26 protein-coding genes are annotated in these 22,210 nt (G+C 44.7%); all 26 read left to right on the forward strand.

Annotated elements, in window-relative coordinates; all coding sequences use genetic code 11:
- Positions 1-70: 70 nt before the first annotated feature.
- The 26 genes from flgB to NKT06_RS11210 all read left to right on the forward strand — a co-directional run bounded on the left by flgB (position 71) and on the right by NKT06_RS11210 (position 22,187).
- Positions 71-478, forward strand: a complete 408-nt coding sequence (gene flgB / locus NKT06_RS11085; protein WP_253433757.1) for a flagellar basal body rod protein FlgB — start codon at positions 71-73, stop codon at positions 476-478.
- Between the two features lie 6 nt (positions 479-484).
- The gene (flgC, locus tag NKT06_RS11090; RefSeq protein WP_253433759.1) at positions 485-934 is read left to right on the forward strand and encodes a flagellar basal body rod protein FlgC; all 450 of its coding nucleotides are present in this window, start codon (positions 485-487) and stop codon (positions 932-934) included.
- Between the two features lie 58 nt (positions 935-992).
- Positions 993-1,304, forward strand: coding sequence for a flagellar hook-basal body complex protein FliE (gene fliE / locus NKT06_RS11095; protein WP_253433762.1), 312 nt, complete (start codon positions 993-995; stop codon positions 1,302-1,304).
- Between the two features lie 137 nt (positions 1,305-1,441).
- Positions 1,442-3,025 (forward strand): flagellar basal-body MS-ring/collar protein FliF, encoded by a 1,584-nt coding sequence (gene fliF, locus NKT06_RS11100; RefSeq protein WP_253433765.1) that lies wholly within the window; start codon positions 1,442-1,444, stop codon positions 3,023-3,025.
- An 11-nt stretch (positions 3,026-3,036) separates the two neighbouring features.
- A complete protein-coding gene (gene fliG, locus NKT06_RS11105) occupies positions 3,037-4,053 on the forward strand; it encodes a flagellar motor switch protein FliG (RefSeq protein ID WP_047842476.1) in 1,017 nt (338 codons plus the stop codon).
- Positions 4,046-4,909 carry a FliH/SctL family protein gene (locus NKT06_RS11110; RefSeq protein ID WP_253433768.1) on the forward strand — a complete coding sequence of 288 codons (864 nt, stop codon included), beginning with the start codon at positions 4,046-4,048 and terminating at the stop codon, positions 4,907-4,909. The genes fliG and NKT06_RS11110 overlap by 8 nt, the downstream gene beginning before the upstream one ends.
- Positions 4,896-6,215 (forward strand): flagellar protein export ATPase FliI, encoded by a 1,320-nt coding sequence (fliI, locus tag NKT06_RS11115; protein ID WP_036609365.1) that lies wholly within the window; start codon positions 4,896-4,898, stop codon positions 6,213-6,215. Before NKT06_RS11110 ends, fliI begins: the two co-directional genes overlap by 14 nt.
- An 11-nt stretch (positions 6,216-6,226) precedes the next feature.
- Positions 6,227-6,679 (forward strand): flagellar export protein FliJ, encoded by a 453-nt coding sequence (gene fliJ, locus NKT06_RS11120; protein ID WP_062833792.1) that lies wholly within the window; start codon positions 6,227-6,229, stop codon positions 6,677-6,679.
- A 43-nt stretch (positions 6,680-6,722) separates the two neighbouring features.
- The gene (locus tag NKT06_RS11125; RefSeq protein WP_253433770.1) at positions 6,723-7,664 is read left to right on the forward strand and encodes a MotE family protein; all 942 of its coding nucleotides are present in this window, start codon (positions 6,723-6,725) and stop codon (positions 7,662-7,664) included.
- A 40-nt stretch (positions 7,665-7,704) separates the two neighbouring features.
- Positions 7,705-9,093, forward strand: coding sequence for a flagellar hook-length control protein FliK (locus NKT06_RS11130; protein ID WP_253433772.1), 1,389 nt, complete (start codon positions 7,705-7,707; stop codon positions 9,091-9,093).
- Between the two features lie 19 nt (positions 9,094-9,112).
- Entirely contained in the window at positions 9,113-9,670 is a 558-nt protein-coding gene (locus NKT06_RS11135) for a flagellar hook capping FlgD N-terminal domain-containing protein (protein ID WP_253433774.1), read from the forward strand.
- 50 nt (positions 9,671-9,720) lie between these two features.
- Positions 9,721-10,050 carry a TIGR02530 family flagellar biosynthesis protein gene (locus tag NKT06_RS11140; RefSeq protein WP_442031582.1) on the forward strand — a complete coding sequence of 110 codons (330 nt, stop codon included), beginning with the start codon at positions 9,721-9,723 and terminating at the stop codon, positions 10,048-10,050.
- An 81-nt stretch (positions 10,051-10,131) separates the two neighbouring features.
- Positions 10,132-10,947, forward strand: coding sequence for a flagellar basal body rod protein FlgG (flgG, locus tag NKT06_RS11145; RefSeq protein WP_253433780.1), 816 nt, complete (start codon positions 10,132-10,134; stop codon positions 10,945-10,947).
- A gap of 68 nt (positions 10,948-11,015) precedes the next feature.
- The gene (locus tag NKT06_RS11150; protein ID WP_076208897.1) at positions 11,016-11,237 is read left to right on the forward strand and encodes a flagellar FlbD family protein; all 222 of its coding nucleotides are present in this window, start codon (positions 11,016-11,018) and stop codon (positions 11,235-11,237) included.
- On the forward strand, positions 11,237-11,698 hold the full coding sequence (locus tag NKT06_RS11155) for a flagellar basal body-associated FliL family protein (protein ID WP_253433783.1): 462 nt from the start codon (positions 11,237-11,239) through the stop codon (positions 11,696-11,698). Before NKT06_RS11150 ends, NKT06_RS11155 begins: the two co-directional genes overlap by 1 nt.
- A 40-nt stretch (positions 11,699-11,738) precedes the next feature.
- Positions 11,739-12,737: a flagellar motor switch protein FliM gene (gene fliM, locus NKT06_RS11160; protein ID WP_253433786.1), complete on the forward strand. Its 999-nt coding sequence runs from the start codon at positions 11,739-11,741 to the stop codon at positions 12,735-12,737.
- Positions 12,727-14,001, forward strand: a complete 1,275-nt coding sequence (gene fliY / locus NKT06_RS11165) for a flagellar motor switch phosphatase FliY (RefSeq protein WP_253433790.1) — start codon at positions 12,727-12,729, stop codon at positions 13,999-14,001. Before fliM ends, fliY begins: the two co-directional genes overlap by 11 nt.
- A 28-nt stretch (positions 14,002-14,029) precedes the next feature.
- Positions 14,030-14,395 (forward strand): response regulator, encoded by a 366-nt coding sequence (locus tag NKT06_RS11170; RefSeq protein WP_017689175.1) that lies wholly within the window; start codon positions 14,030-14,032, stop codon positions 14,393-14,395.
- 11 nt (positions 14,396-14,406) lie between these two features.
- Complete coding sequence (locus tag NKT06_RS11175; protein ID WP_253442492.1) at positions 14,407-14,943, forward strand: flagellar biosynthetic protein FliO; 537 nt, start codon at positions 14,407-14,409, stop codon at positions 14,941-14,943.
- Entirely contained in the window at positions 14,940-15,695 is a 756-nt protein-coding gene (gene fliP / locus NKT06_RS11180) for a flagellar type III secretion system pore protein FliP (protein WP_253433793.1), read from the forward strand. Before NKT06_RS11175 ends, fliP begins: the two co-directional genes overlap by 4 nt.
- A gap of 25 nt (positions 15,696-15,720) precedes the next feature.
- Positions 15,721-15,990 carry a flagellar biosynthesis protein FliQ gene (gene fliQ / locus NKT06_RS11185; protein WP_047842485.1) on the forward strand — a complete coding sequence of 90 codons (270 nt, stop codon included), beginning with the start codon at positions 15,721-15,723 and terminating at the stop codon, positions 15,988-15,990.
- Positions 15,991-16,000: 10 nt separating this feature from the next.
- Positions 16,001-16,789, forward strand: a complete 789-nt coding sequence (fliR, locus tag NKT06_RS11190) for a flagellar biosynthetic protein FliR (RefSeq protein WP_253433796.1) — start codon at positions 16,001-16,003, stop codon at positions 16,787-16,789.
- Between the two features lie 23 nt (positions 16,790-16,812).
- Entirely contained in the window at positions 16,813-17,895 is a 1,083-nt protein-coding gene (gene flhB, locus NKT06_RS11195; RefSeq protein ID WP_483311570.1) for a flagellar biosynthesis protein FlhB, read from the forward strand.
- Positions 17,896-17,920: 25 nt separating this feature from the next.
- Positions 17,921-19,954, forward strand: coding sequence for a flagellar biosynthesis protein FlhA (gene flhA / locus NKT06_RS11200; RefSeq protein WP_133384326.1), 2,034 nt, complete (start codon positions 17,921-17,923; stop codon positions 19,952-19,954).
- Positions 19,951-21,303, forward strand: a complete 1,353-nt coding sequence (gene flhF / locus NKT06_RS11205) for a flagellar biosynthesis GTPase FlhF (RefSeq protein WP_253433802.1) — start codon at positions 19,951-19,953, stop codon at positions 21,301-21,303. The genes flhA and flhF overlap by 4 nt, the downstream gene beginning before the upstream one ends.
- A complete protein-coding gene (locus NKT06_RS11210) occupies positions 21,300-22,187 on the forward strand; it encodes a MinD/ParA family protein (RefSeq protein ID WP_253433805.1) in 888 nt (295 codons plus the stop codon). The genes flhF and NKT06_RS11210 overlap by 4 nt, the downstream gene beginning before the upstream one ends.
- Positions 22,188-22,210: the final 23 nt, after the last annotated feature.

A 22,210-nucleotide genomic window follows, 5' to 3' on the forward strand; every position in this document is an offset into this window, starting at 1 on the left:
AAAAACATAAGAATTTTCAAGGGAAAAGATTCAATCTTTTTCCATAACTTCTAAAGAGAGGAGGGGGATTGTGAATCTTTTAAACGATATCAGCTTTAAAAGATTGCAAGGTGCACTCGATGCGTCCAATATCAGACAACGAACGATTGCTGACAACATCGCGAATGCCGATACCCCGTATTTCAAGCGCTCGGACGTTTCTTTTGAAGAAATGTTGCAAGGGCAAATGAATGGAGATATGCCTGTTCTTAAAGGTAAAGTAACTGATGCAAGGCATTTTGTCATAGGTCCTTCCTCTTCCGTACCAACGCCAGTAGTTAATATGGACCAGTCAACGTCCATGAATAACAACCAGAATAATGTCGATATCGACAGAGAAATGAGTCTTCTGGCGGAGAATCAGTTGCGTTATAACGCTTATATTCAACAAGTGAACGAACAAATCAAAATCATGCGTGTTGGCGTGGAAGGGAGATAATCTAAATTGAACATTAGTAATAGCTTTAGTATCAGTAGCTCAGCTCTGACAGCCCAACGGTTGCGGATGGACGTTATATCTTCCAACATTGCCAACGCAGAGACAACGCGCGCGAGCGTATCCAATGGTGAAGCAGTTCCTTACAAACGTAAAATGGTCGTACTTGAGCCGAATAAAACGTCATTCGGTACGATGCTGCAAAATCAAATGAGAGGTAGCGGTTCAGGAGATGGTGTCAGAGTAACTGAAATTCGCGAGGATCAGTCACCATTGAAGCCAGTGTATGACCCAACTCATCCAGATGCCAACGCAGAAGGATATGTATTTATGCCTAATGTGGATATTGCGAAAGAAATGGTAGACATGATCTCTGCTTCACGGTCCTATGAAGCAAACGTAACAGCACTGAATTCAACCAAAGCGATGATCTCCAAAGCTTTGGAGATTGGAAGATAATCTGCTTCGAAATAAAAATAAGAAATATACAAACCAGGGATGAAGGGGAGGGACATTAATGATTCAGAACAACATGTTTAGCACACAGGGTATACAACCGCTACAGATGAAGAATGCAACCGAAAGTAAGCCTTCTACACCAGCCGAAACCATCCAGAGCTTCGGTACATACTTACAGAATGCATTAGGGTCCGTCGCAGCACAAGAGACTCAATCGCATGAAATGTCGAATCAATTTTTGGTTGGCAAAGCGAATGTGGATCAGGTAATGATTGCTTCAGAACAGGCCTTGTTAAGCCTACAACTCACAACTCAAGTCCGAAACAAAGTGGTCGAAGCATACCAGGAAGTTATGCGAACGCAATTATAAAATAACCTACTTGCGCTTCGATAATAGCGCTGATCATTACAACAAAGCAGCTGCGATGCTGCTCCTGATCGTCAACCTATGGAACGGATAAGGTTGAGTAAGGACAGACTAAGCAAAGTTTCGGATGGGGTGACAGAGTGAATGAGAGAATTGCCCAGTACAGGGATAAGGCATCCCAGTATTGGAATAGTTTTAGCAAAAAGCAAAAAGTATTATTTATATCCACCTTCCTGTTTCTGATTTTGGCTGCAGTTGTACTCACGATGCAATTGTCCAAGACCGAATATGAAGTTGCTTTTACAGACCTGAATGCAAGTGATTCAGCAGGCGTTATCAGTTATCTCGATTCATCTAGCATTCCATACAAATTAAGTTCAGATGGCAAGACCATATCCGTACCAAGTACAAGTGTTGCAATTGCAAAAGTGAATGTCGGATCTCAAGGGATTATTCAGAATGGTTCGTTAGGGTATAAGTCATTCGAGGAGTCATCATCCCCTATCGGGATGACGGATAAAGAGTTTGATGTAAAGTATAACAACGCTATAAACGGAGAAGTTGAACAGTTACTTCAGCGGATGCAAGGCATACAGGATGCTAAAGTACTGGTTAATATGCCGAAAGATAACATTTTTGCTGGTTTAGAAGAACAAGACAAAGCATCAGCATCGGTAGCTCTCCAATTTAAACCGGGTTACCACCCAAATCAGGCAGCGGTAGATGGTTACTTTAACTTGGTTAAGACTGCAATTCCTAATCTGCCTGTTGAGAACATCACCATTACAAACACAGATGAAGCAGAATTGATTCCAACTGCCCGAGGTGGCAGTGGCGGATTGTCTTCCGAAGTTCAAGAAAACATGGCATTACAGAAAAAGTTTGAAAACGATGTCCGCAATAACGTAAAGCAATTTCTTTCCCAGATTGTAGGCGAAGATAAAGTTAATGTGTTGGTAGCCTCCAAGCTTAATTTTGACAAAGAAACACGTAAAGAAAATCTGGTCACACCTGTTGATGTAGAGAATATGAAAGGCATCGAGATCAGTGTGCAGGAGATTCAAAAGAGCTACACTGGCGCAAGCAACCCAACTGGTGGTGTTGCTGGCACAGGGCAAGAGGAAGTTCCCGGTTATCCATCGTCTGATGCAACAGGTAACTCCACCTCAGAAGAATCATCAAGCACTATAAACTACGATGTTAATCGAATCGCCAAGGATATTATTTCCAGTCCGTATACTGTAAAAGATTTAACCATTAACGTTGCAGTTGAACCACCGGATGGAGAAACAGAATTACAGGGACCGGTTCAGGATGCAATTGAGAACATTCTGGTTAACATTGTGCGCGCTTCATTGGCAGACTCAGGCACTGTAATAAGTGACGCTGATCTGACAAAGAAAGTTTCAGTCATGTCACAAGGGTTCCAGGCTGCATCGACAGCAAATACAGGCTTCCAGTTGTCCCCAGCTATGATGTGGGGCGGAGGCGCACTCATAGCGGCATTGATCGCAGCGGTTGTTATTTTGTTAGTACGCCGTCGCCGCAAACAAAACGAAGTCGAAGAAGAAGAGATTCCTCTTCCAATAGCAACAGAGTTCCCGTCCATTACGCTGGACAGTGTAACGAACGAAAGTCAGGTGCGCAAACAATTGGAGAGTTTGGCCAAGAAAAAGCCAGACGAATTCGTCAATCTGCTGCGTACATGGCTGGCTGACGAATAGAGGTGAACGCATTGGCGAAGGCAAGCAGTCAAGGTTTGACTGGAAGACAAAAAGCAGCAATTTTGTTGATTACATTAGGTCCGGAAGTATCGGCTCAGATCTTCAAACATCTGCGTGATGAGGAGATTGAGCAACTGACGTTGGAGATTGCCAACGTTCGCAAGGTTGATTCTTCCGAAAAGGACATGATCATGGCCGAGTTTCACCAGATCTGTCTGGCGCAGGAATATATCTCTCAGGGCGGTATCAATTATGCGAGAGAAATCCTGGAGAAAGCTCTGGGTTCTTCAAAAGCGCTTGAAGTCATTAACCGTTTGACCGCTACGCTGCAAGTTAGACCGTTTGACTTTGCACGCAAAGCGGATCCAAATCAAATTTTGAACTTTATTCAGAATGAAAGTCCGCAAACGATCGCGCTGGTTCTCTCTTATCTTCAGTTCGAACAGGCTGCAGCGATTCTATCATCCTTGCCACAAGAGAAGCAGGCAGATGTTGCTCGCCGGGTGGCAGTTATGGATAGTACTTCGCCAGAAGTTATCTCTCAAGTGGAGCGGGTTCTGGAACAGAAGTTATCTTCTACCGTAACGCAGGATTACACCAATGCGGGTGGTATCGAATCGATCGTTCAGATTCTGAACGGTGTCGATCGTGGTACAGAGCGTACCATTTTGGACTCGCTTGAAATTCAGGATCCGGAGCTGGCAGAGGAAATCAAAAAACGCATGTTTGTATTCGAAGATATCGTCAATGTGGATGATCGTTCAATCCAGCGTATTATTCGGGATATCGACAACGCAGATCTGCAACTCGCACTCAAGGTGGCAAGCGAAGAGGTTCGGGATGCGGTGTTCCGGAACATGTCGAAGCGGATGTCCGAAACATTCAAAGAAGAAATGGAGTTCATGGGACCTGTGCGATTGCGTGATGTTGAGGAAGCTCAGACACGCATTGTAGGAACGATACGCAGATTGGAAGAAGCCGGTGAGATCATTATCGCACGCGGTGGAGGAGATGATATCATTGTCTAATTTGATTAAATCTTTCCAGTATGTACCCGTAGATGACCACAAAAAGCTTGAAAATCATCATCATTATGGTGGTGACGAAGAGTCTGAGACGGAGTTATCCGGTGATCGTGCTGAAGGTTCTGAAGCAGAAACGCTTCAAGCACGCGTGGACGAAGAAACACAACGTCTTACCGCAGAAATGCTGGAAGATGCCAAGGAGTTTGCAGAAAAGCAAGTACGTGAAGCTTCAGAAGAGGCAGAGCGCATGCTTCAAGAAGCCCGTGAACAGATCGACAGCTGGTGGCAGGAACAACGACAACAGGACGAACATCTGACCGAAGCGCTTCGTTCACAAGGTTTCCAACAGGGTTTTGAAGAAGGCAAAGTACAAGCTGAAGTAGATCTCCAGGTACAGATCGATAAGATGATGATTGAAGCCCAGGAAGTGCTCAAGGAAGCTTATGTAGCTAAAGATCAGATCATTCAGGAAGCCGAACCGTTCCTTGTGGATCTCGCTTGCGGGATCGCTGAGAAAGTCATTGATAAACAACTTACCATTGAACCCGATCATACATTGGAATTGATTCGTCAGAGTCTGTCACGTAAACGGGAGCAGGGGTTAATCACACTTTGTGTGGCACCTGATCAGTTTACATTTGTACAGGCGGCTCGTGAAGAATTGTCTCTGTCCATTGACTCTCAGGCAGAACTGCAGATACTGCCTGATTCAACAGTCAAAGACAAGGGATGTGTTATTCGTTCTTCGTTCGGAAGTGTAGATGCGAGAATTGATACACAGCTTGCTGAGATTAAAAAAGAACTGGTCCGCATAGCACTTGAGGATGAGGAGCGAAGAAATCAACATGAAGGTTCTTAGTTCACAGCGATATATGGAACATTTGCGGCAATTCGATCCTGTTCGTATTAACGGCAAAGTTACTCAGGTCATTGGTCTTATGGTGGAGTCAGAAGGGCCAGATGCAAGTATCGGTGACGTATGTTATATCTATCCTGGTAAATCGGCCAAACCTCTTCAAGCCGAAGTCGTTGGGTTTCGAGATAACAAAGTGTTGCTTATGCCATTGGGTGAACTTCAATCCATCGGGCCTGGTTGCGATGTAGTAGGTACGGGCAAACCACTCGGCGTTCAGGTAGGCTCCGAATTGCTCGGTAAAGTATTGGACGGACTTGGACAACCGCTGGACGGCTCACTCCTTCCATCCAGAATGCCGATGTACTCTACCTCCAATACTCCGGTCAATCCAATGGATCGTCCACGTGTACTTGAAACTATGGGTGTAGGTGTAAGAGCTATCGATGGATTGCTGACCGTAGGTAAGGGACAACGTGTGGGTATTTTTGCCGGTTCCGGTGTTGGTAAGAGTACATTGATGGGCATGATTGCTCGTAATACAGCAGCAGATGTTAACGTCATCGCGCTTGTGGGCGAGCGTGGACGTGAGGTGCGCGACTTTATTGAACGGGATCTGGGTCCGGAAGGACTGGAACGCTCCGTAGTCATTGTTGCAACTTCAGATCAGCCTGCTCTGATTCGGATCAAGGGAGCAGTTATTGCGACTACGATTGCAGAGTATTTCCGGGATCGTGGAATGAACGTGATGCTCATGATGGATTCGGTAACTCGATATGCGATGGCACAAAGGGAAGTTGGTCTGGCCGTAGGTGAACCTCCGGCAATGAGAGGATATACTCCATCGGTTTTTGCAAGTTTGCCCAAACTGCTTGAACGGGCGGGTACAGGACCTACGGGCTCGATTACAGCCTTTTACACCGTTCTGGTCGATGGGGATGACATGAATGAACCGATCGCGGATGCGGTAAGGGGTATTCTGGATGGACACATTGTGTTAAATCGATCCATTGCGAATAAAGGACATTTTCCAGCGATTGATGTGCTAGCCAGCATAAGTCGTGTTATGAAGGATATTGCTCCGGAAGAGCAGTTGGAAGCCGTTAATAATATGAAACGTTTGATGGCTGTGTACAAAGAATCGGAAGATTTGATCAATATTGGGGCTTACCAGCGGGGATCAAATGCAGCCATAGATGAATCGATAGACCAGATTGATAGTATATGGAACTTTACCAAGCAGAAAGTCGACGAGAAAGTCACCTTAAGTGAAGTGCAGGAACGTTTGATTCTTGAATTTGCAAGGAGATGAATGGGTAAACGATGAAATTTCGATATCATTTCCAGAAAGTTGTTGACCTAAAGAGTAATGAAAAAACACAGGCAGAGTGGATGTTATCCACAGCGATCGGTAAACTTCAAACGGAGGAAGAACATCTGATACAACTTCTTAATGATAGAAGTAATCTGGTCGGCATAATCCAATCTGCTACGGAAAATACAGCGTCTGTAAACAGTCTGCAGGAGATGCAGCGTTATGTACATCACCTTGACGAGTGCATTTCACGCAAAAACAGTGATGTTAAACATGCTCAGGTCAATGTGCAGCGGAATCAGACATTTCTCAACGGTAAGATGATTGACGAAAAAGTATGGCTTGGAGCCAGAGACAAGGCAAAAATCAAATTTCAGCAGGAGATGCTCCTCCGGGAACAGAACGATCTGGACGAGATGGCTACTGTACGCTTCGCTGCCAAAGCCGGACGCGCGAATTGATGTGAGCCGGAAGCGAAGTTGTCTCGTGAAGGAGGAATGAACGATGGCTGTTAAAGATGATAGCGACATGGAAAAAGAATCGGGAGGCGGTTGGGAAAAATTTCTCATGATTTCAATCCCGATTGTATTCACTGTAGTTTTACTAGGAGTATTACTTACGCTATTTAATGTAGATATTCGTAATAATTTGTTTGAATTCGCCAACAAGATACCGGTAGTCAAGGAATGGGTACCTGATCCTGTACTGGATCCGGAGAAAGAGAAGCTGGAGAAGAGTGAGCAGCAGGTTGAAAGTGCTGAAGCCACAATCGAAAAGCTGAAGTCCCAGGTCACTGCCAAAGAAACAGAGCTCAAGGCAGCAAAGGAAGCAACAACAACCGAAGCAAAGAAGGCCACGGACCTTCAGAAAAAGTTGGATGATGCGGAAAAAGCGGCTGAAACGGCTACAGCGGCAACGCCTGAAACGGAATCCGATTATCAAAAGCAAATCAAAGATTTGGCTAAGATGTATGCTGATATGAGCCCGAGCAAAGCTGCACCGATCTTGCAAAATATGACGAATGAGGAAATGGTATTGTTGTTGAATGCCATGCAATCATCTGCTCGGACCAAGGTGCTTGAAAAGATGGACCCGAAAACAGCAGCCGATGTGACGATGATGATGAAGGATGCCAAACCGTCCGGGGATCTGGCACTGGATGCACTGCAATCCAGATTGAAGAAAGAAACCGCAGCAACTTCAACTGCATCCACAACGACAAGCAAAAACCTGGATAAAAACCAGCTTAGTCAAACATTTGCTTCGATGTCTGCTTCAAGTGGAGCCAAGTTATTATTGGAAACTTACAAGTTAAGTCCTGACAAAACATTGACCATCCTGAATTCGGTAGATGATGCAACACGCTCTCAATTGCTTGAGAACATGTCTTCAGAGGACTCGGTTGAAACTGCAAAAATTTTGAACAGATTAATGGGCAACAAGTAGATCTCATTACACTGAACTAACCGAGAGGAGGTGAAAATAAATGTCGATTGTATATCAAATGGCATCCACAGCATCTGCAAAAGCAACGGGAACAACTCAGACGACTGGAGCACAATCGAAAGGTTCAGCTGCAGGTGTTAGCGGTGAATTTCTCCAAACTCTTGCACAATCGTTATCTGGAGGAAACACAGAAGGCGATAGTTCAAGCGCTACTGGAAGTTTAACTGCTAATCCGCTGGTGTTTTCCTTTGCTGCAAGTGAAGAAGGGGAAGCGACATCAATCACGGATATACTGAATTCGTTGTTCACGGACTTGGATTCACTTGACGAAGCTTTGGAAAATGATCCAACTCTACTTGCAGGTTTGCAAACTCTGATTCAACAGATGTATGCACAATTAAATGATGCTTCTGGTACTAACGCAGAAGGTTCCGACGAGTCTTCGAACGGAGCGGAAAGCGTAAGTACAGTACCTGCAATTGAACTGTCCCAGCATCCGGCAGCAGTTCGTTTTGTTCTGCAAGATATGCTTACACAATTAGTAGCCGGAATGAATGATCCAGAGAGTAACGTTGCGAAGAACGCTCCGGAATTCAAGCAACTACTACAATCTCTGCAGGGTCAGCTTCAAGAGGCTGGAGTGGATACTAGCAATAACAAAGGATGGACTCAACTGAAATCCATACTGGATACATTGACTGCAGTTAAGGATCAGACTGTGCAAGTTGCTCCAAGTACTTCGCTTCAAGCACCCAAACAGGATTCTGTCGTACCACAAGTTCTTGTTGCGGCAGTGGCGAATTCTGGAACCAAGGTGAAAGATGAGGCGGATACGACATCTGCTTCCAATGCAGGTGGAGAAGTGGAACATTCAACCATCATTACTGCGGGAGAGCTGTCCTTGCGTTCATCAGGTACAACAGCAGGAAAACCGGCTGAACCTGTAATGCAAACATCACAGTTTGCCAAAGAAATGACACAGTTTGTAGTCAACAAGCTGGATATAGTACAGCAAAAAGGATTCTCCGAGGCGACGATCTCACTTCGGCCTGAGCATCTAGGGAAGTTGGATGTTCAAATTACCCTTCAGAACGGGCAGTTGGTTGCAAGGTTTATGACTGAGCATACGATGGCCAAAGACATGCTTGAACAACAAATGACACAGCTGCGTTCTTCACTTCAAGCCCAGGGGATCCAAGTGGAACGACTTGAGGTTACCCAGAACAGTTCAATCGGATCACAGATGTATCAGGACGGAGGCCGTCAGCCGGGAAGTAACTCTCAGCAACAACGCCGTTCGCGGGAGCGTGAGGAACAATCGGATGATGCTATAGCTACAGCAGGAATTCAGGAAGAATTGCGTAACTGGCGTAGCGAGCAAGTCGAAGGAAATGAATTACAGAGAGATACGTTTAGTGCGAAGGCTTAAACAGAAATGAGGTGAACAAATGGCTAACGAAATTGTCTCAACGAATAATACCTGGCCGAACTATTCGGCAGCTAATAAAGCAACCACAAGTGCTGCAACAAAAGAATTAGGTAAAGATCAGTTCCTAAAAATCCTGATAACCCAGCTGCAAAACCAAGACCCTATGCAGCCAATGGAGGATAAGGAATTTATCGCTCAAATGGCACAGTTCAGCTCAGTGGAACAACTGGTCAACATTTCTACACAACTTAAAACATTGAACCAGTCACTCGGTGCTGTATCCGGCATGATTGGCATGGAGGTAAGTTGGCTTTCTTCTAATAAAGAAGATAACGGAACTCTTCGTCAGGGAATTGTTGATTCCATCATTGTACGAGATAGCGTTCAGTACGCAAAAGTGGGCAAAGACGAAATTAAGCTGGATGAGATCATTCAGGTGAACTATCCCAAACAGGCAGAAGAGAGTCAAACTCCGGTACAGAATGTTCAGGACGTAGCCCCTGAAACGAACGAGAGCAAGGAAGTTGAATCATCCGCTGAACCGGGTGATACGGAAGATAGCGGGAAAACGATATGAGTGATCGCATAACGGTTGGACAATTATATGCAGGCCCGATTACACCGAATATGCTTCAAAGACCCAAAACGGGAGAAGCCACAGCTATACCCGAAAAACCTTTTGCAAAGGTGCTGGAAGATAATCTTCTGAAATTGAGCAATCATGCTGCCAAACGATTGGAACAGCGTGGTATTGAACTCAAGACCGAGCAAATGGAACAGATTGGTTCTGCTTTGGACAAAGCTGCTGCCAAAGGAGCCAAAGAGTCATTGATTTTAATGCAGGATATGGCTTTTATCGTCAATGTCAAAAATCGTACTGTGGTTACAGCTATGGATAGTGAAAGCATGAAGGATAATGTGTTCACTCAGATTGATAGTGCCGTAATCATTTCTTGACCGGCTGGCCCTTCTCGGGAGCCGGAATGCCGCTGACCGACTGATGCGGTAACCAAATGAAGACTGGGAGGATTTTTAAAAATGTTGAAATCAATGTACTCAGGCGTTTCCGGGATGCGGGGTTTTCAAACAAAACTCGACGTAATTGGTAACAATATCGCGAACGTAAACACGGTTGGCTTCAAAGGCAGTCGGGTTATGTTCAAAGATATTATGAGCCAAACTACGGCAGGGGTAACTGCCCCTGGCGATGCAACTGGTGGTGTCAATGCGAAACAAATCGGCCTTGGTGTGTCCGTAGGTTCAATTGATACGCTGCATCTGGCAGGTAGCCCAATGACAACGAACAATCCAACAGATCTTCGGATTAATGGAGATGGATTCTTCTTGGTGCGTTTGAGTGAAGATCAGGAAGTGCCTTATCTGACTCGTGCGGGGGACTTCCATGTGGATGCTGCACGTAACCTTTTGACATCTGATGGGTTGTTTGTTCTGGATAGCGGTGGTGGAAATATTACGATACCAGATGATGTTGTTTCCTTCACGATTGGTCAGGATGGAACAATTAACCAGACCATGGCAGACGGAACCATCGAAGCGGGTCCGCAGATTGGAATAGGTAAAGTTGTCAATCCGGAAGGTCTTGAGAAAATTGGAGGCAACTTGTACCGTATGACAGCAAACGCGAATCCGGATGGGGCGCTGGAACCATTGACAGCGAACAGTGCTGAGGACGGAACAGGAGCAATCATTGCTGGACAGCTCGAAATGTCTAACGTGGATCTGACTGGAGAGTTTACTGAGATGATCGTAGCTCAACGTGGATTCCAGGCAAACTCCCGGATCATTACAACGTCGGATGAAATACTTCAGGAAGTTGTTAACCTGAAACGTTAATAGCTGATTAATGAATTTGTAAAACGTGGAGGAGCTTGCTCCTCCCACTCTGATCAAGGGGGCTTAGCATGATTTCGGTTACGCGGTTAAATGGTTCTCCCATGTGGTTAAATGCGCTGATGGTTGAAATTGTGGAAGAGACGCCGGATACGTATATTACTCTGGTAACTGGAAAGAGACTGATTGTGCTTGAAAAAGCCGATGACGTTATTTCCAAGATTAAAGATTACAACCGTGAAATCGGGGTTCAGGCAGCCACTATTAAAGTGCAGCAAACGGAGGAATCCTGATGAAAAAAATGATGCCCTGGCTTGCAACGATGTTGCTTGCAATAACACTCATTGTGGTGGTTGTGTTTGTATTTATGCAAGGACAGAACGGGACTAAGGACGACACACATACTGCTTCAGCTTCAGAAGCCAAGAAGATGACTGCGGATGAGATTGTAGAGGTATCGTCAGAGCTCGCACAGATTAAAACAAATCTGGCCGATCCTGATCGTATTATTATGGTTAGTTTTTCTTTTAGCTTATCTGATAAAACAGCCAAAGAAGATTTTGAGAAAATTAAAAGTATTACGGTGAAGCCCATTATTATTCAGGCACTCGCAGACACCAAGGCTGAGGAACTGAGTTCGGCCAAGGGTATGAAACAATTCAATGAAAAACTGACGGGTCTAATTAATGAGGCATTGCCTGAGCCGAAATTGAAAAGCACTAGTTTTTCAGACATTGTTATAGCACCAATGTAAATGAACAGAACACGCTGTAGACCTGTAAGGGGGTGAGAACATGGTGGATGTATTATCACAAAATGAGATTGACGCCCTATTAGCAGCCCTTTCTTCTGGTGAGATGGACGCCGAAGAATTGAAGAAGGAAGAAACTCAGAAGAAAATTAGATCGTACGATTTTAAGCGGGCAGTGCGTTTTTCCAAAGACCATATCAGAAGCTTGACTCGTATTCACGAAAACTTTGCACGCTTTCTCACCACTTATTTTTCAGCCCAACTGCGGACGTTCGTTCAAATCAATGTCGTTCAGGTCGAACAGTTGCCTTATGATGAGTTTATCCGTTCTATTCCTAAGATGACGATATTGAACATTTTTGAAGCGGAGCCCCTACAGGGACGAATGGTGATGGAAGTCCATCCGAACGTGGGATATGCGATGTTGGATCGCCTACTTGGTGGAACCGGGAGTGCTCCGACAAAGATTGCTTCGATGACGGAGATTGAAACGACCATCATGGAGCGAATATTCAGCCGTGCATTTGAAAGTTTGCAGGAAGCATGGAAGACCGTGTTGGATATTTCCCCAAGGATGGAAGCGCTCGAGACCAATCCGCAATTTATGCAGATTGTATCTCCCAATGAAACGATTGCTCTGATCTCGCTCAGTACCAAAATTGGTGACACGACAGGCATGATCAATCTATGTATACCGCATGTCGTTCTTGAACCTATTATGTCACGGTTGTCCACTCATCAGTGGTTTGTTTCGGAGAAGAAAACGAGAGCGCCGGAAGAATATGATGCTCTAAGAGAGCGTGTGAACAAAGCCAAGTTACCCATCGTTGCGGAATTGGGAGAATCCAGAATTTCAATTGCAGAATTTTTGGGTCTGTCCGTTGGTGATGTCATTACGTTGAACAAACCCGTTGATGAGGGACTTTCCATTAAAGTGGGTGACAAACTGAAATACATGGGCAGTCCGGGGACAATCAAGGACCGTGTGGCTGTGCAAATAGACGAGATTGTCACCGAAGGAGTTGAAGAATTTGACGAGTAAGGATTATTTATCCCAAGAAGAAATCGATGCTTTGCTCAGGCAATCGGAGTCGATAAACAGCTCGGAACCCGCTGAAAAGACGGTTGATGATTTTTTGACCGAGCTGGAGCAGGATGCCTTGGGGGAGATTGGTAACATTACATTTGGTAGCGCGGCAACAGCCTTATCCACGCTATTGGGCCTCAAAGTAGATATTACAACACCTAAAGTTTCTATTATTAGTCGAACGCAGTTTGAAGAAGCTTTTCCTAAGCCGCATGTTGCTGTTCATGTAAATTACGTGGATGGATTTGAAGGCATTAACTCGCTTGTTATCAAGAAGAGAGATGCTCAAGTTATCGCTGATTTGATGCTGGGTGGCGAAGGTAATCCGGTCGATGAAGAACTGAATGAAATCCATATTAGTGCGGTACAGGAAGCAATGAACCAGATGATGGGTTCCTCTGCAACCTCAATGTCCACGATTTTTAATCGTTTTGTGAATATTTCTCCTCCGGGAATCGATATTCTCAATCTGGAAAGTGGAGAGGGTGTAAGTAATCTTCCAGCAGATGAGACTCTTATCCAAGTTTCATTTCGTTTGTTAATCGGGGATCTGATTGATTCCAATCTGATGCAGTTGCTTCCAGTGCATTTTGCCAAAAACATGGTAGACATGCTGATTGGAGGCGCTCAGGAGTCAACTGCCAGCGCACCGGTGGCAACAACACCTGAACCTGCACCAGTAGCAGTACCAGCAACGCCACCACCGGTTGCGGAGCAGCCGCCTGTTCAGCAACAGCAGCCCCCGCAGGCTCCTCAACAGCCTGTTCAGGACTATAATGGATATGGACAGACCCCAATGGGAATGCCTCAAGGAATGCCGCCGCAGCAGCCGTATGGTATGCCGCCACAGCAACCTTATGGTGCACCTCAACATTACGGTGGAATGCCAAATAGGAATGTTAACGTACAACCAGTTCAATTCGCCAATTTGCAAAATGGGGCGTATGGCCAGGTTGACGAAAACAATTTGAATTTATTGATGGACATTCCCCTTAAAGTCACCGTAGAATTAGGAAGGACCCAGAAGCAAATTAAAGATATTTTGGAACTGTCACAGGGTTCGATTGTCGAACTGGATAAGTTAGCCGGGGAACCTGTCGATATTTTGGTGAATAACAAACTGATCGCCAAGGGAGAAGTTGTCGTTATTGACGAAAACTTTGGTGTTCGTGTTATAGATATCGTTAGCCAATGGGACCGAATTCAGAAATTACAATAAGCACAATTTAGGGAGGACTTGAATCAAGATGGCAAACCGAATTTTAGTCGTAGACGACGCTGCATTTATGAGAATGATGATCCGGGACATTTTGTCCAAAAATGGATATGAGGTTGTTGGTGAGGCACAGGATGGTTCACAAGCAATTGAGAAATTTAAAGAGCTTCGTCCGGATCTGATCACAATGGATATTACGATGCCTGAGATGGATGGCATTGCAGCTTTGAAAGAAATCAAGAAGATTGATGCTAACGCTAAAGTGATTATGTGCTCCGCGATGGGTCAACAAGCGATGGTAATCGACGCCATTCAAGCTGGTGCCAAAGACTTTATCGTTAAACCGTTCCAATCTGACCGGGTTATCGAAGCGATTAGCAAGACACTGGGCGTTTAAGAGACATGATGATGGCTCAGGGTGATATACCAGGAGGAGCTGGCGCGGGAACCAATTATTATTTACAGCTTGTATGGGTGATTGTTGTCCTGGCCGTCATCCTGGTCCTTATTGTCTATCTGATCCGATTCTTAAACAAGCGGAATCAGCAGTGGTTCCGGAAGGGCACGATTCGTATTCTGGGTGGGGTCGGACTGGGACAAAACAAGTCGCTGCAAATTATAGAAATTGGTGGAAGTGTATATCTGCTTGGTGTAGGTGAAGACATCCAGTTGGTAGATAAGGTTTCAGATTTGGAAGAGGCGCAGAGAATCATTGATTCCTTCGAACGAGATGCTGCTGCACAACAAGGAAGTTTCTCGCCCCTCATTGCCAAGCTCGCAAAACGCTTCCGTAAAGATGAACCGCCGCGGGAAATGGAATTAGAGGATACAACTTCTTTTCACGAAATGTTTGAATCCAAACTTCGGCAGATGCCTAACCGTAAAGAGAAGATGGAAAAGCTCCTGGATAAAGACAATACTACAGATCGGTCGAGGGATTCATGAAGAAAAAGATTTGGTTAGCGTGTTGTTTGCTAGGACTTATCAGTCTGGCTTCTGTCACAGTTGCCTTTGCCGAACCCATTCCGAATATTGATATTCAGATTGGAAACGGTGATGGAGGGACACCAAGCACGAGTTCACTGTCCATTATTCTGTTAATTACGGTGCTTAGTATTGCTCCAGCAATGCTTGTACTGATGACCAGTTTTACTCGGATTGTGATTGTGCTAGGTTTTGTACGTACATCTTTGGGTACACAACAAATGCCACCCAATCAGGTGCTGGTCGGTTTGGCGCTATTTCTGACACTTTTCATTATGTCGCCGACGTTGTCTTCCATAAATCAGGTAGCGCTTCAGCCCTATCTCCAGGGAGACCTTACACAAACCGAGGCGCTGGAAAAAGCAGCGGATCCCATAAAGAAATTTATGTTTACTCACACCAGAGAAAAAGATCTGTTGTTATTTATGAAGTACAATCAAACTGAACAGCCAAAAACCTACCAGGACATTCCAATCACTGTGATGGTACCAGCATATGTAATCAGTGAGTTGAAGACAGCATTCCAGATGGGGTTTATGATTTTTATTCCTTTTCTGGTGATAGACATTGTTGTTGCGAGTACACTCATGGCAATGGGCATGATGATGCTTCCGCCGGTCATGATCTCATTACCTTTCAAAATACTACTATTTGTCCTTGTGGACGGGTGGTATCTGGTTGTCAAGTCACTGTTACTGAGTTTTAATACTTGATCCGGAAAGTTAAAGGAGGACGGTCATGACTTCGGAATTTATTATCGGTCTGGCCGGGAAAGCGGTATACACGTCATTGCTGGCCAGTGCACCCATGCTTATACTAGCTCTGGTTGTAGGACTTGCAATCAGTATTTTCCAAGCGACAACTCAAATTCAGGAACAAACATTAGCTTTTGTGCCAAAGATTGTTGCCGTACTTCTGGCGGTACTTTTGTTTGGGCCTTGGATTTTAAATATCTTGGTCGATTTTACGTTCAACATTCTCGATAATCTATACAGATACATAGGGTAGGCTTTAGCAGATGGAGACATTATTGCAAAGTTTCCCTGTCGCTCTGCTTATGTTTTGTCGAATCACATCATTTTTTGTAACTGCGCCGATTTTTTCGGCTCGAAATGTACCAGCTTCAGTCAAAATTGGACTGTCTGCTTTTGTCACATTGACTGTATATATGATATATGGCATAAACCAGACTGTACCCACAGATTTGAGTTATATTTTGCTCATCATCAGAGAGATTTTGATTGGTTTGCTTTTGGGATTTGTTGCGTATCTATTGATGACGGCTGTACAGACAGCAGGTGCTTTTATTGATATACAAATTGGTTTTGGTATTGCAAATGTATATGATCCAATGACAGGTGCTTCAGCTCCCCTCACAGGTAACTTCAAATATGCATTTGCAGTGCTTTTATTCCTAACTATGAATGGACATCATTATCTGCTGGATGCCCTCGTATACAGTTATCGCTGGATCCCGTTGTCAAATGTATTTTTCCTAAGGTTGGCCGATGGAAGTATTGCTGAATTTTTGATTCGGACGCTAGGTGAATCATTTATGCTTGCTTTTCAGATGGCTGCACCTATGGTAGTTGCGTTGTTTTTAACGGATGTAGGATTAGGATTTTTGGCAAAAACAGCTCCTCAATTTAATGTGTTTGCTGTCGGAATGCCGCTTAAAGTGCTTGTCGGGCTTGCTATTTTGCTTTTGCTGGTTCCCAGCTTCGCCTTTGTATTTGGTCAATTGTTCGAAGTAATGTTCAGATCCATGGAAAAATTGCTTGGGACCATTGGGCAAAGGCCGGGATGAGTGAAACGGAGGACAAGATTCGAATGAAACTTCAACTCGACCTCCAGTTATTTTCAGGGGAAAAGACGGAGAAAGCTACCCCGAAGAAGAGACAGGATACACGTAAAAAGGGACAGGTTGTCAAAAGCATGGAGATATCTGGTGCTTCAATTCTCCTGTTCACTTTTTTAATCATGATGGTTTTCAGTGATTTTTACAAGGAGCGTACGGTTCGACTCTTCACGGATATCTTCATCAATCGGTTGAGCATGGAAGTCACTGACGAAAATGTAATGTCGCTCATGATGCGATACGGTATAGAAGTGATGTTGTTGCTTGCTCCTGTTCTGCTTGGTGTAGCATTAATTGCTTTGATCGTTAACTACATGCAGGTAGGTTTTCTACTTGTAGGTGAAGGTTTGAAGCCGAAACTGGAAAAGTTGAATCCGATCAAGGGATTTAAAAATATTTTTTCTCTTCGTTCTTTGGTCGAATTTGCTAAATCCATTTTGAAAATGACCATCATCGGCTATCTTGTGTATAGCACAATTACAAGTTACCAGTCCGATATTGCATCGCTCTCTCATTTTTCAATGGATGCCATTTTGCATTTTGCTGCTTCAATTACTTTAAGTCTTGGAGTCAAGATTGCGGTAGCTCTGTTGGTACTTGCGATATTTGATTACATGTACCAGAAGTATGATTATGAGAAGAATATCCGAATGTCCAAGCAAGACATCAAGGACGAGTACAAAAAAATGGAAGGTGATCCGCTGATCAAAGGTAAAATCCGGGAACGCCAGCGTCGTATGGCTATGCAGCGTATGATGCAGGAAGTGCCAAATGCGGATGTAATCATCACAAACCCGACTCACTTTGCGGTTGCGCTAAAGTATGAAGGTTCAGAGATGGAGGCACCGCAGATTATTGCCAAAGGTCAGGACTATGTCGCCTTGCGTATTAAGGAAATTGCCAAAGAAAACGGTGTTATTACGATGGAAAACAAGCCGTTAGCACGGGCATTGTTCCAGAGAGCCGAGATTGGTGATGCCATACCGGCCGATTTGTTTCAAGCGGTAGCCGAAGTGCTGGCTTATGTATATAAACTAAAGGGCAGAACGAAATAAAAGGGGATCGGAGGCCGTACATTCATTGAAGATTAAAGATATAGCTGTCCTTGCGGGTATCATTGGCATTGTGTTGATGATGATTCTCCCGATCCCGACCTGGCTGTTGGACTTGTTACTGGTCGTCAATATTTCAATTGCGCTGATGATACTCCTTGTTGCCATGAACAGCAAAGAAGCGTTGCAGTTTTCTATTTTTCCAGCTTTGCTGCTGATCACCACACTATTCCGACTGGCTCTGAATATTTCGACAACCAAGCTAATCCTCGGTGAAGGGGATGCCGGAGCCGTAGTTGCTACCTTTGGTAGCTGGATTGCCGGAGGGCAGATTGCGATTGGATTTATTGTGTTTTTGATCCTGGTTGTCGTTCAATTTATCGTTATTACGAAGGGGTCTGAGCGCGTAGCTGAAGTTGCTGCCCGATTCACCCTCGATGCGATGCCTGGTAAACAAATGAGTATTGATGCGGATTTGAATGCGGGGCTGATCAACGAGCAACAAGCTCGTGAGCGACGTTCCAAAATTGAACGTGAAGCCGATTTCTATGGAGCAATGGATGGAGCAAGTAAATTCGTAAAAGGTGACGCAATTGCAAGTATTATCATCCTCCTGATCAATCTCATTGGTGGATTTATTATCGGGATGACTGTGCATGGGATGGCTTTCGCGGATGCCATGTCAACGTACTCTGTATTGACTATTGGAGATGGATTGGTAAGCCAAATCCCTGCTCTGCTTATTTCCACAGCAGCAGGACTTATCGTCACCAGAGCGTCATCAGAAGGAAACTTGGCAGATGATATTACGGGGCAACTGTTTACATATCCAATACTCATTTATATCGTAGCTTTCGTTATTGCCATGCTCGGTTTCTTCACACCAATTCATGTTATTACTACGCTTCCGTTGGCAGGTGTGTTGGCATATGCCGCGTGGCGTATGCAGAATAATCTGAATATGAAACAAGTGGCGGAAGAACAGTTGGAAGAAGAACAGCAGATTGAAGAGGTTAGAAGTCCTGAAAGTGTAATTAACCTGCTTCAGGTGGACCCTATTGAGTTTGAATTTGGTTATGGTTTAATCCCGCTTGCTGATAATCAGCAGGGTGGAGACTTATTGGATCGGATCATTATGATTCGGCGGCAGTGTGCTCTTGAACTGGGGTTGGTCGTTCCGGTCATACGGATTCGAGATAACATCCAGCTCAGACCCAATGAGTATGTTATCAAAATCAAAGGTAACGTGGTAGGTGGCGGAGAACTGTTGTTGAATCACTACCTTGCCATGAGTCCAGGTTATGATGAGGAGTCAGTGACAGGTATTGAAACGACAGAGCCTGCTTTTGGACTTCCGGCACTATGGATTGATGAAGTAACCAAAGACAGAGCGGAACTTGCAGGATATACAGTCGTAGACCCACCTTCCGTTGTGGCTACACATCTGACGGAATTGATTAAAAAGCATGCGCATGAGTTACTTGGAAGACAAGAAACGAAAGCACTTGTGGATAATCTCAGAGAGAACTATTCTGCCCTGGTGGATGAACTGATTCCTTCTCTACTTTCCATTGGTGATGTGCAGAAAGTACTTGCCAAGTTATTGCGTGAGAAAATATCTATTCGTGATATGGTTACCATCTTCGAGACACTAGCTGACTATGGTACGTATACGAAGGACCCTGATGTGCTAACTGAGTACGTCAGACAATCCCTCTCACGTCAGATTACTCAGCAGTTCTCACAGAAAGGTGAGACACTTCGGGTGATCACCGTTGGACCTGGTCTTGAGAAGAAAATTGCTGAAAGTGTGCAACAATCGGATCAAGGAAGCTATCTTGCGCTAGACCCTGTTTCCACACAAAGTGTGTATCAGAAGCTGAGTGAACAAGTGAACCGTTTGATTCAATCAGGTCAACAACCTGTTGTATTAACTTCTCCAACCATTCGGATGTATCTGCGTCAGGTTATTGAACGTACTATGCAGGACATTCCAGTGCTTTCCTACAGCGAGTTGGAGCCGAATGTTGAAATTCAAAGTATCGGGGTGGTGAACTTATGAGAGTAAAACAATACGTTGTTGAGACCATGCCCGAAGCTATGCTTCAAATTCGCAAAGACCTGGGAAGTGATGCCGTCATTCTGTCCACCAAAGAGATCAAGGTGGGCGGTGTGATGGGAATGTTTCGCAAAAAACGGATCGAAGTTGTAGCTGCAGTGGATAAGGAAGAAAACAAGCAAACGACAAAGCAAGTACAAAATCAATTCACACCTGTACCTCGTGCATTTGTACCTGAGGCTTATCGGCAAACTGCTCGTTCGTTTGTTGCGGCTTCTGATGAGTCGACGACAACGAATACAGCTGATCAAAGTGTACAGGAAAAGTCTGCGGCCGCGCCGTCTGTGTTTGAATCACGTAATATCAGTTCAGACATAGACAGCGGCCCAGGTTCTTCGAGCACGGATCATAAACCGCGACCGCAAGGGGCGGATTTTTCGGGTTCAACAACTGGCACGAAGCAAACAGGTTCAGACCTGCAGCAGGATAAGTTGATGACTGAATTGCAGGATCTTAAACAAATGGTGACCAGGCTTTCGAAGCAGGGTACTTCTGCGGACCCTGTACCAGAGGAACTGCAACCGATCCGAGAACGTTTGACAGAACAAGATGTTTGGCCTGAAGTATGGGAATCCTGGTTCGATTCAATTCAAGCAAGATTGTCTGAGGATGGATTGAAAGAACAGGATGTAGAACAAGTGGTAAAGCTTGAGGTCATGCACTTTTTGGAGCAACGTATTGAAGAAGGGATACTTCCTACCACTCGAATCGTCTATGTAGCTGGACCAACAGGTGTAGGAAAAACGACGACAATTGCAAAATTGGCTGCTGAACAAATGTTCAAAAAACAGCGTAAAGTTGGATTCATTACATCAGATACGTATCGGATCTCGGCAGTAGAACAGCTTAGAACATATGCATCTATACTGAATGTTCCACTTGAGGTGGTTCAATCGCCCGGTGATACACAACGTGCCATTTCTAGATTAGAGCATTGTGACTTGATCTTTATGGATACAGCGGGCAGAAACTACAGAAATGAATTACTTGTTTCGGAACTGCAAAGTTTGCTTGCTCCTGTAGAGAACAGCGAAACCTTTCTGGTCATGAGTATGACATCCAAAAGTGCTGATATGGTTCAGATCACGGAACATTTCAGTAAATATGGACTGGATAAGGTGATTTTCACCAAAATGGATGAGACTGGGAGCTGCGGTCCACTATTTAACTTGTTACACCGTTTTCCACTCAAGCTCGCATATGTGGCAAATGGACAAAATGTTCCGGACGATTTGTTGAAGCCGGACGCAGATTCGTTGTCTAAACAGTTGCTGGGAGAAGGGTCACAATGAAGGATCAGGCAGCTGCACTTCGAAGTATGTTCTCCGCGCCATTGGAATTAGAAGGCATTGAGCGAGATAATCGATCCTCAAAGATCATTACTGTGGCCAGTGGTAAGGGAGGTGTTGGGAAATCCAATTTTACACTGAACTTTGCCTTGGCATTGCAGGCTTTGGGAAAAAAGGTACTTGTGTTTGATGCCGATATTGGAATGGCAAATATTGATGTTCTTATGGGTACTTCTTCTTCCTATAATCTTTACCACCTATTGTACCGACAAAAATCTATAAGGGAGATCATACAACTGGGTGCCAGCGGCTTGCCTTACATTGCTGGTGGATCAGGCATGAAAGAGTTATTCTCATTGTCTGATCGTGATCTGGAGTTCTTCGCCAGTCAAGTGGAGGATATTGCCCAGGAAATGGATTATGTCATCTTTGACACTGGGGCAGGACTCTCCAGGGAGAATATGAAGTTCATCGGTGCTGCCGATGAATGCCTGATTATAACCACACCTGAACCGACTTCAATAACCGATGCTTATGCTTTAGTCAAAGTTATGCACGGCCAGGAAAATGCTACGCCCTTTCGGATGATCGTTAACCGGGTGGAGGACGAACGAGAAGCGGAACGGGTGGCAGATAAAATAGCTGGAGTGGCAAGGCGGTTTTTGCAGACGGATATTCCGCTGCTTGGGTATATTTCAGAAGACGCTCAGGTAGTCAAGGCGGTTAAAAGGCAAATGCCCTATAGTCTGGCTTATCCCAATGCCAAAGCCTCCAAAGATATAGAGAAACTTGCTCTTCGTTATCTGGCTGTACCTGCAACTCCGGGATCCGGAACCTTGACAGGAATCAGGGGATTTATGAATAAGTGGCTTAAACGGACAACATGATTTCTGAATAAAGGAAACAGGGG

Source organism: Paenibacillus sp. 1781tsa1 (assembly GCF_024159265.1).
GTDB lineage: Bacteria > Bacillota > Bacilli > Paenibacillales > Paenibacillaceae > Paenibacillus.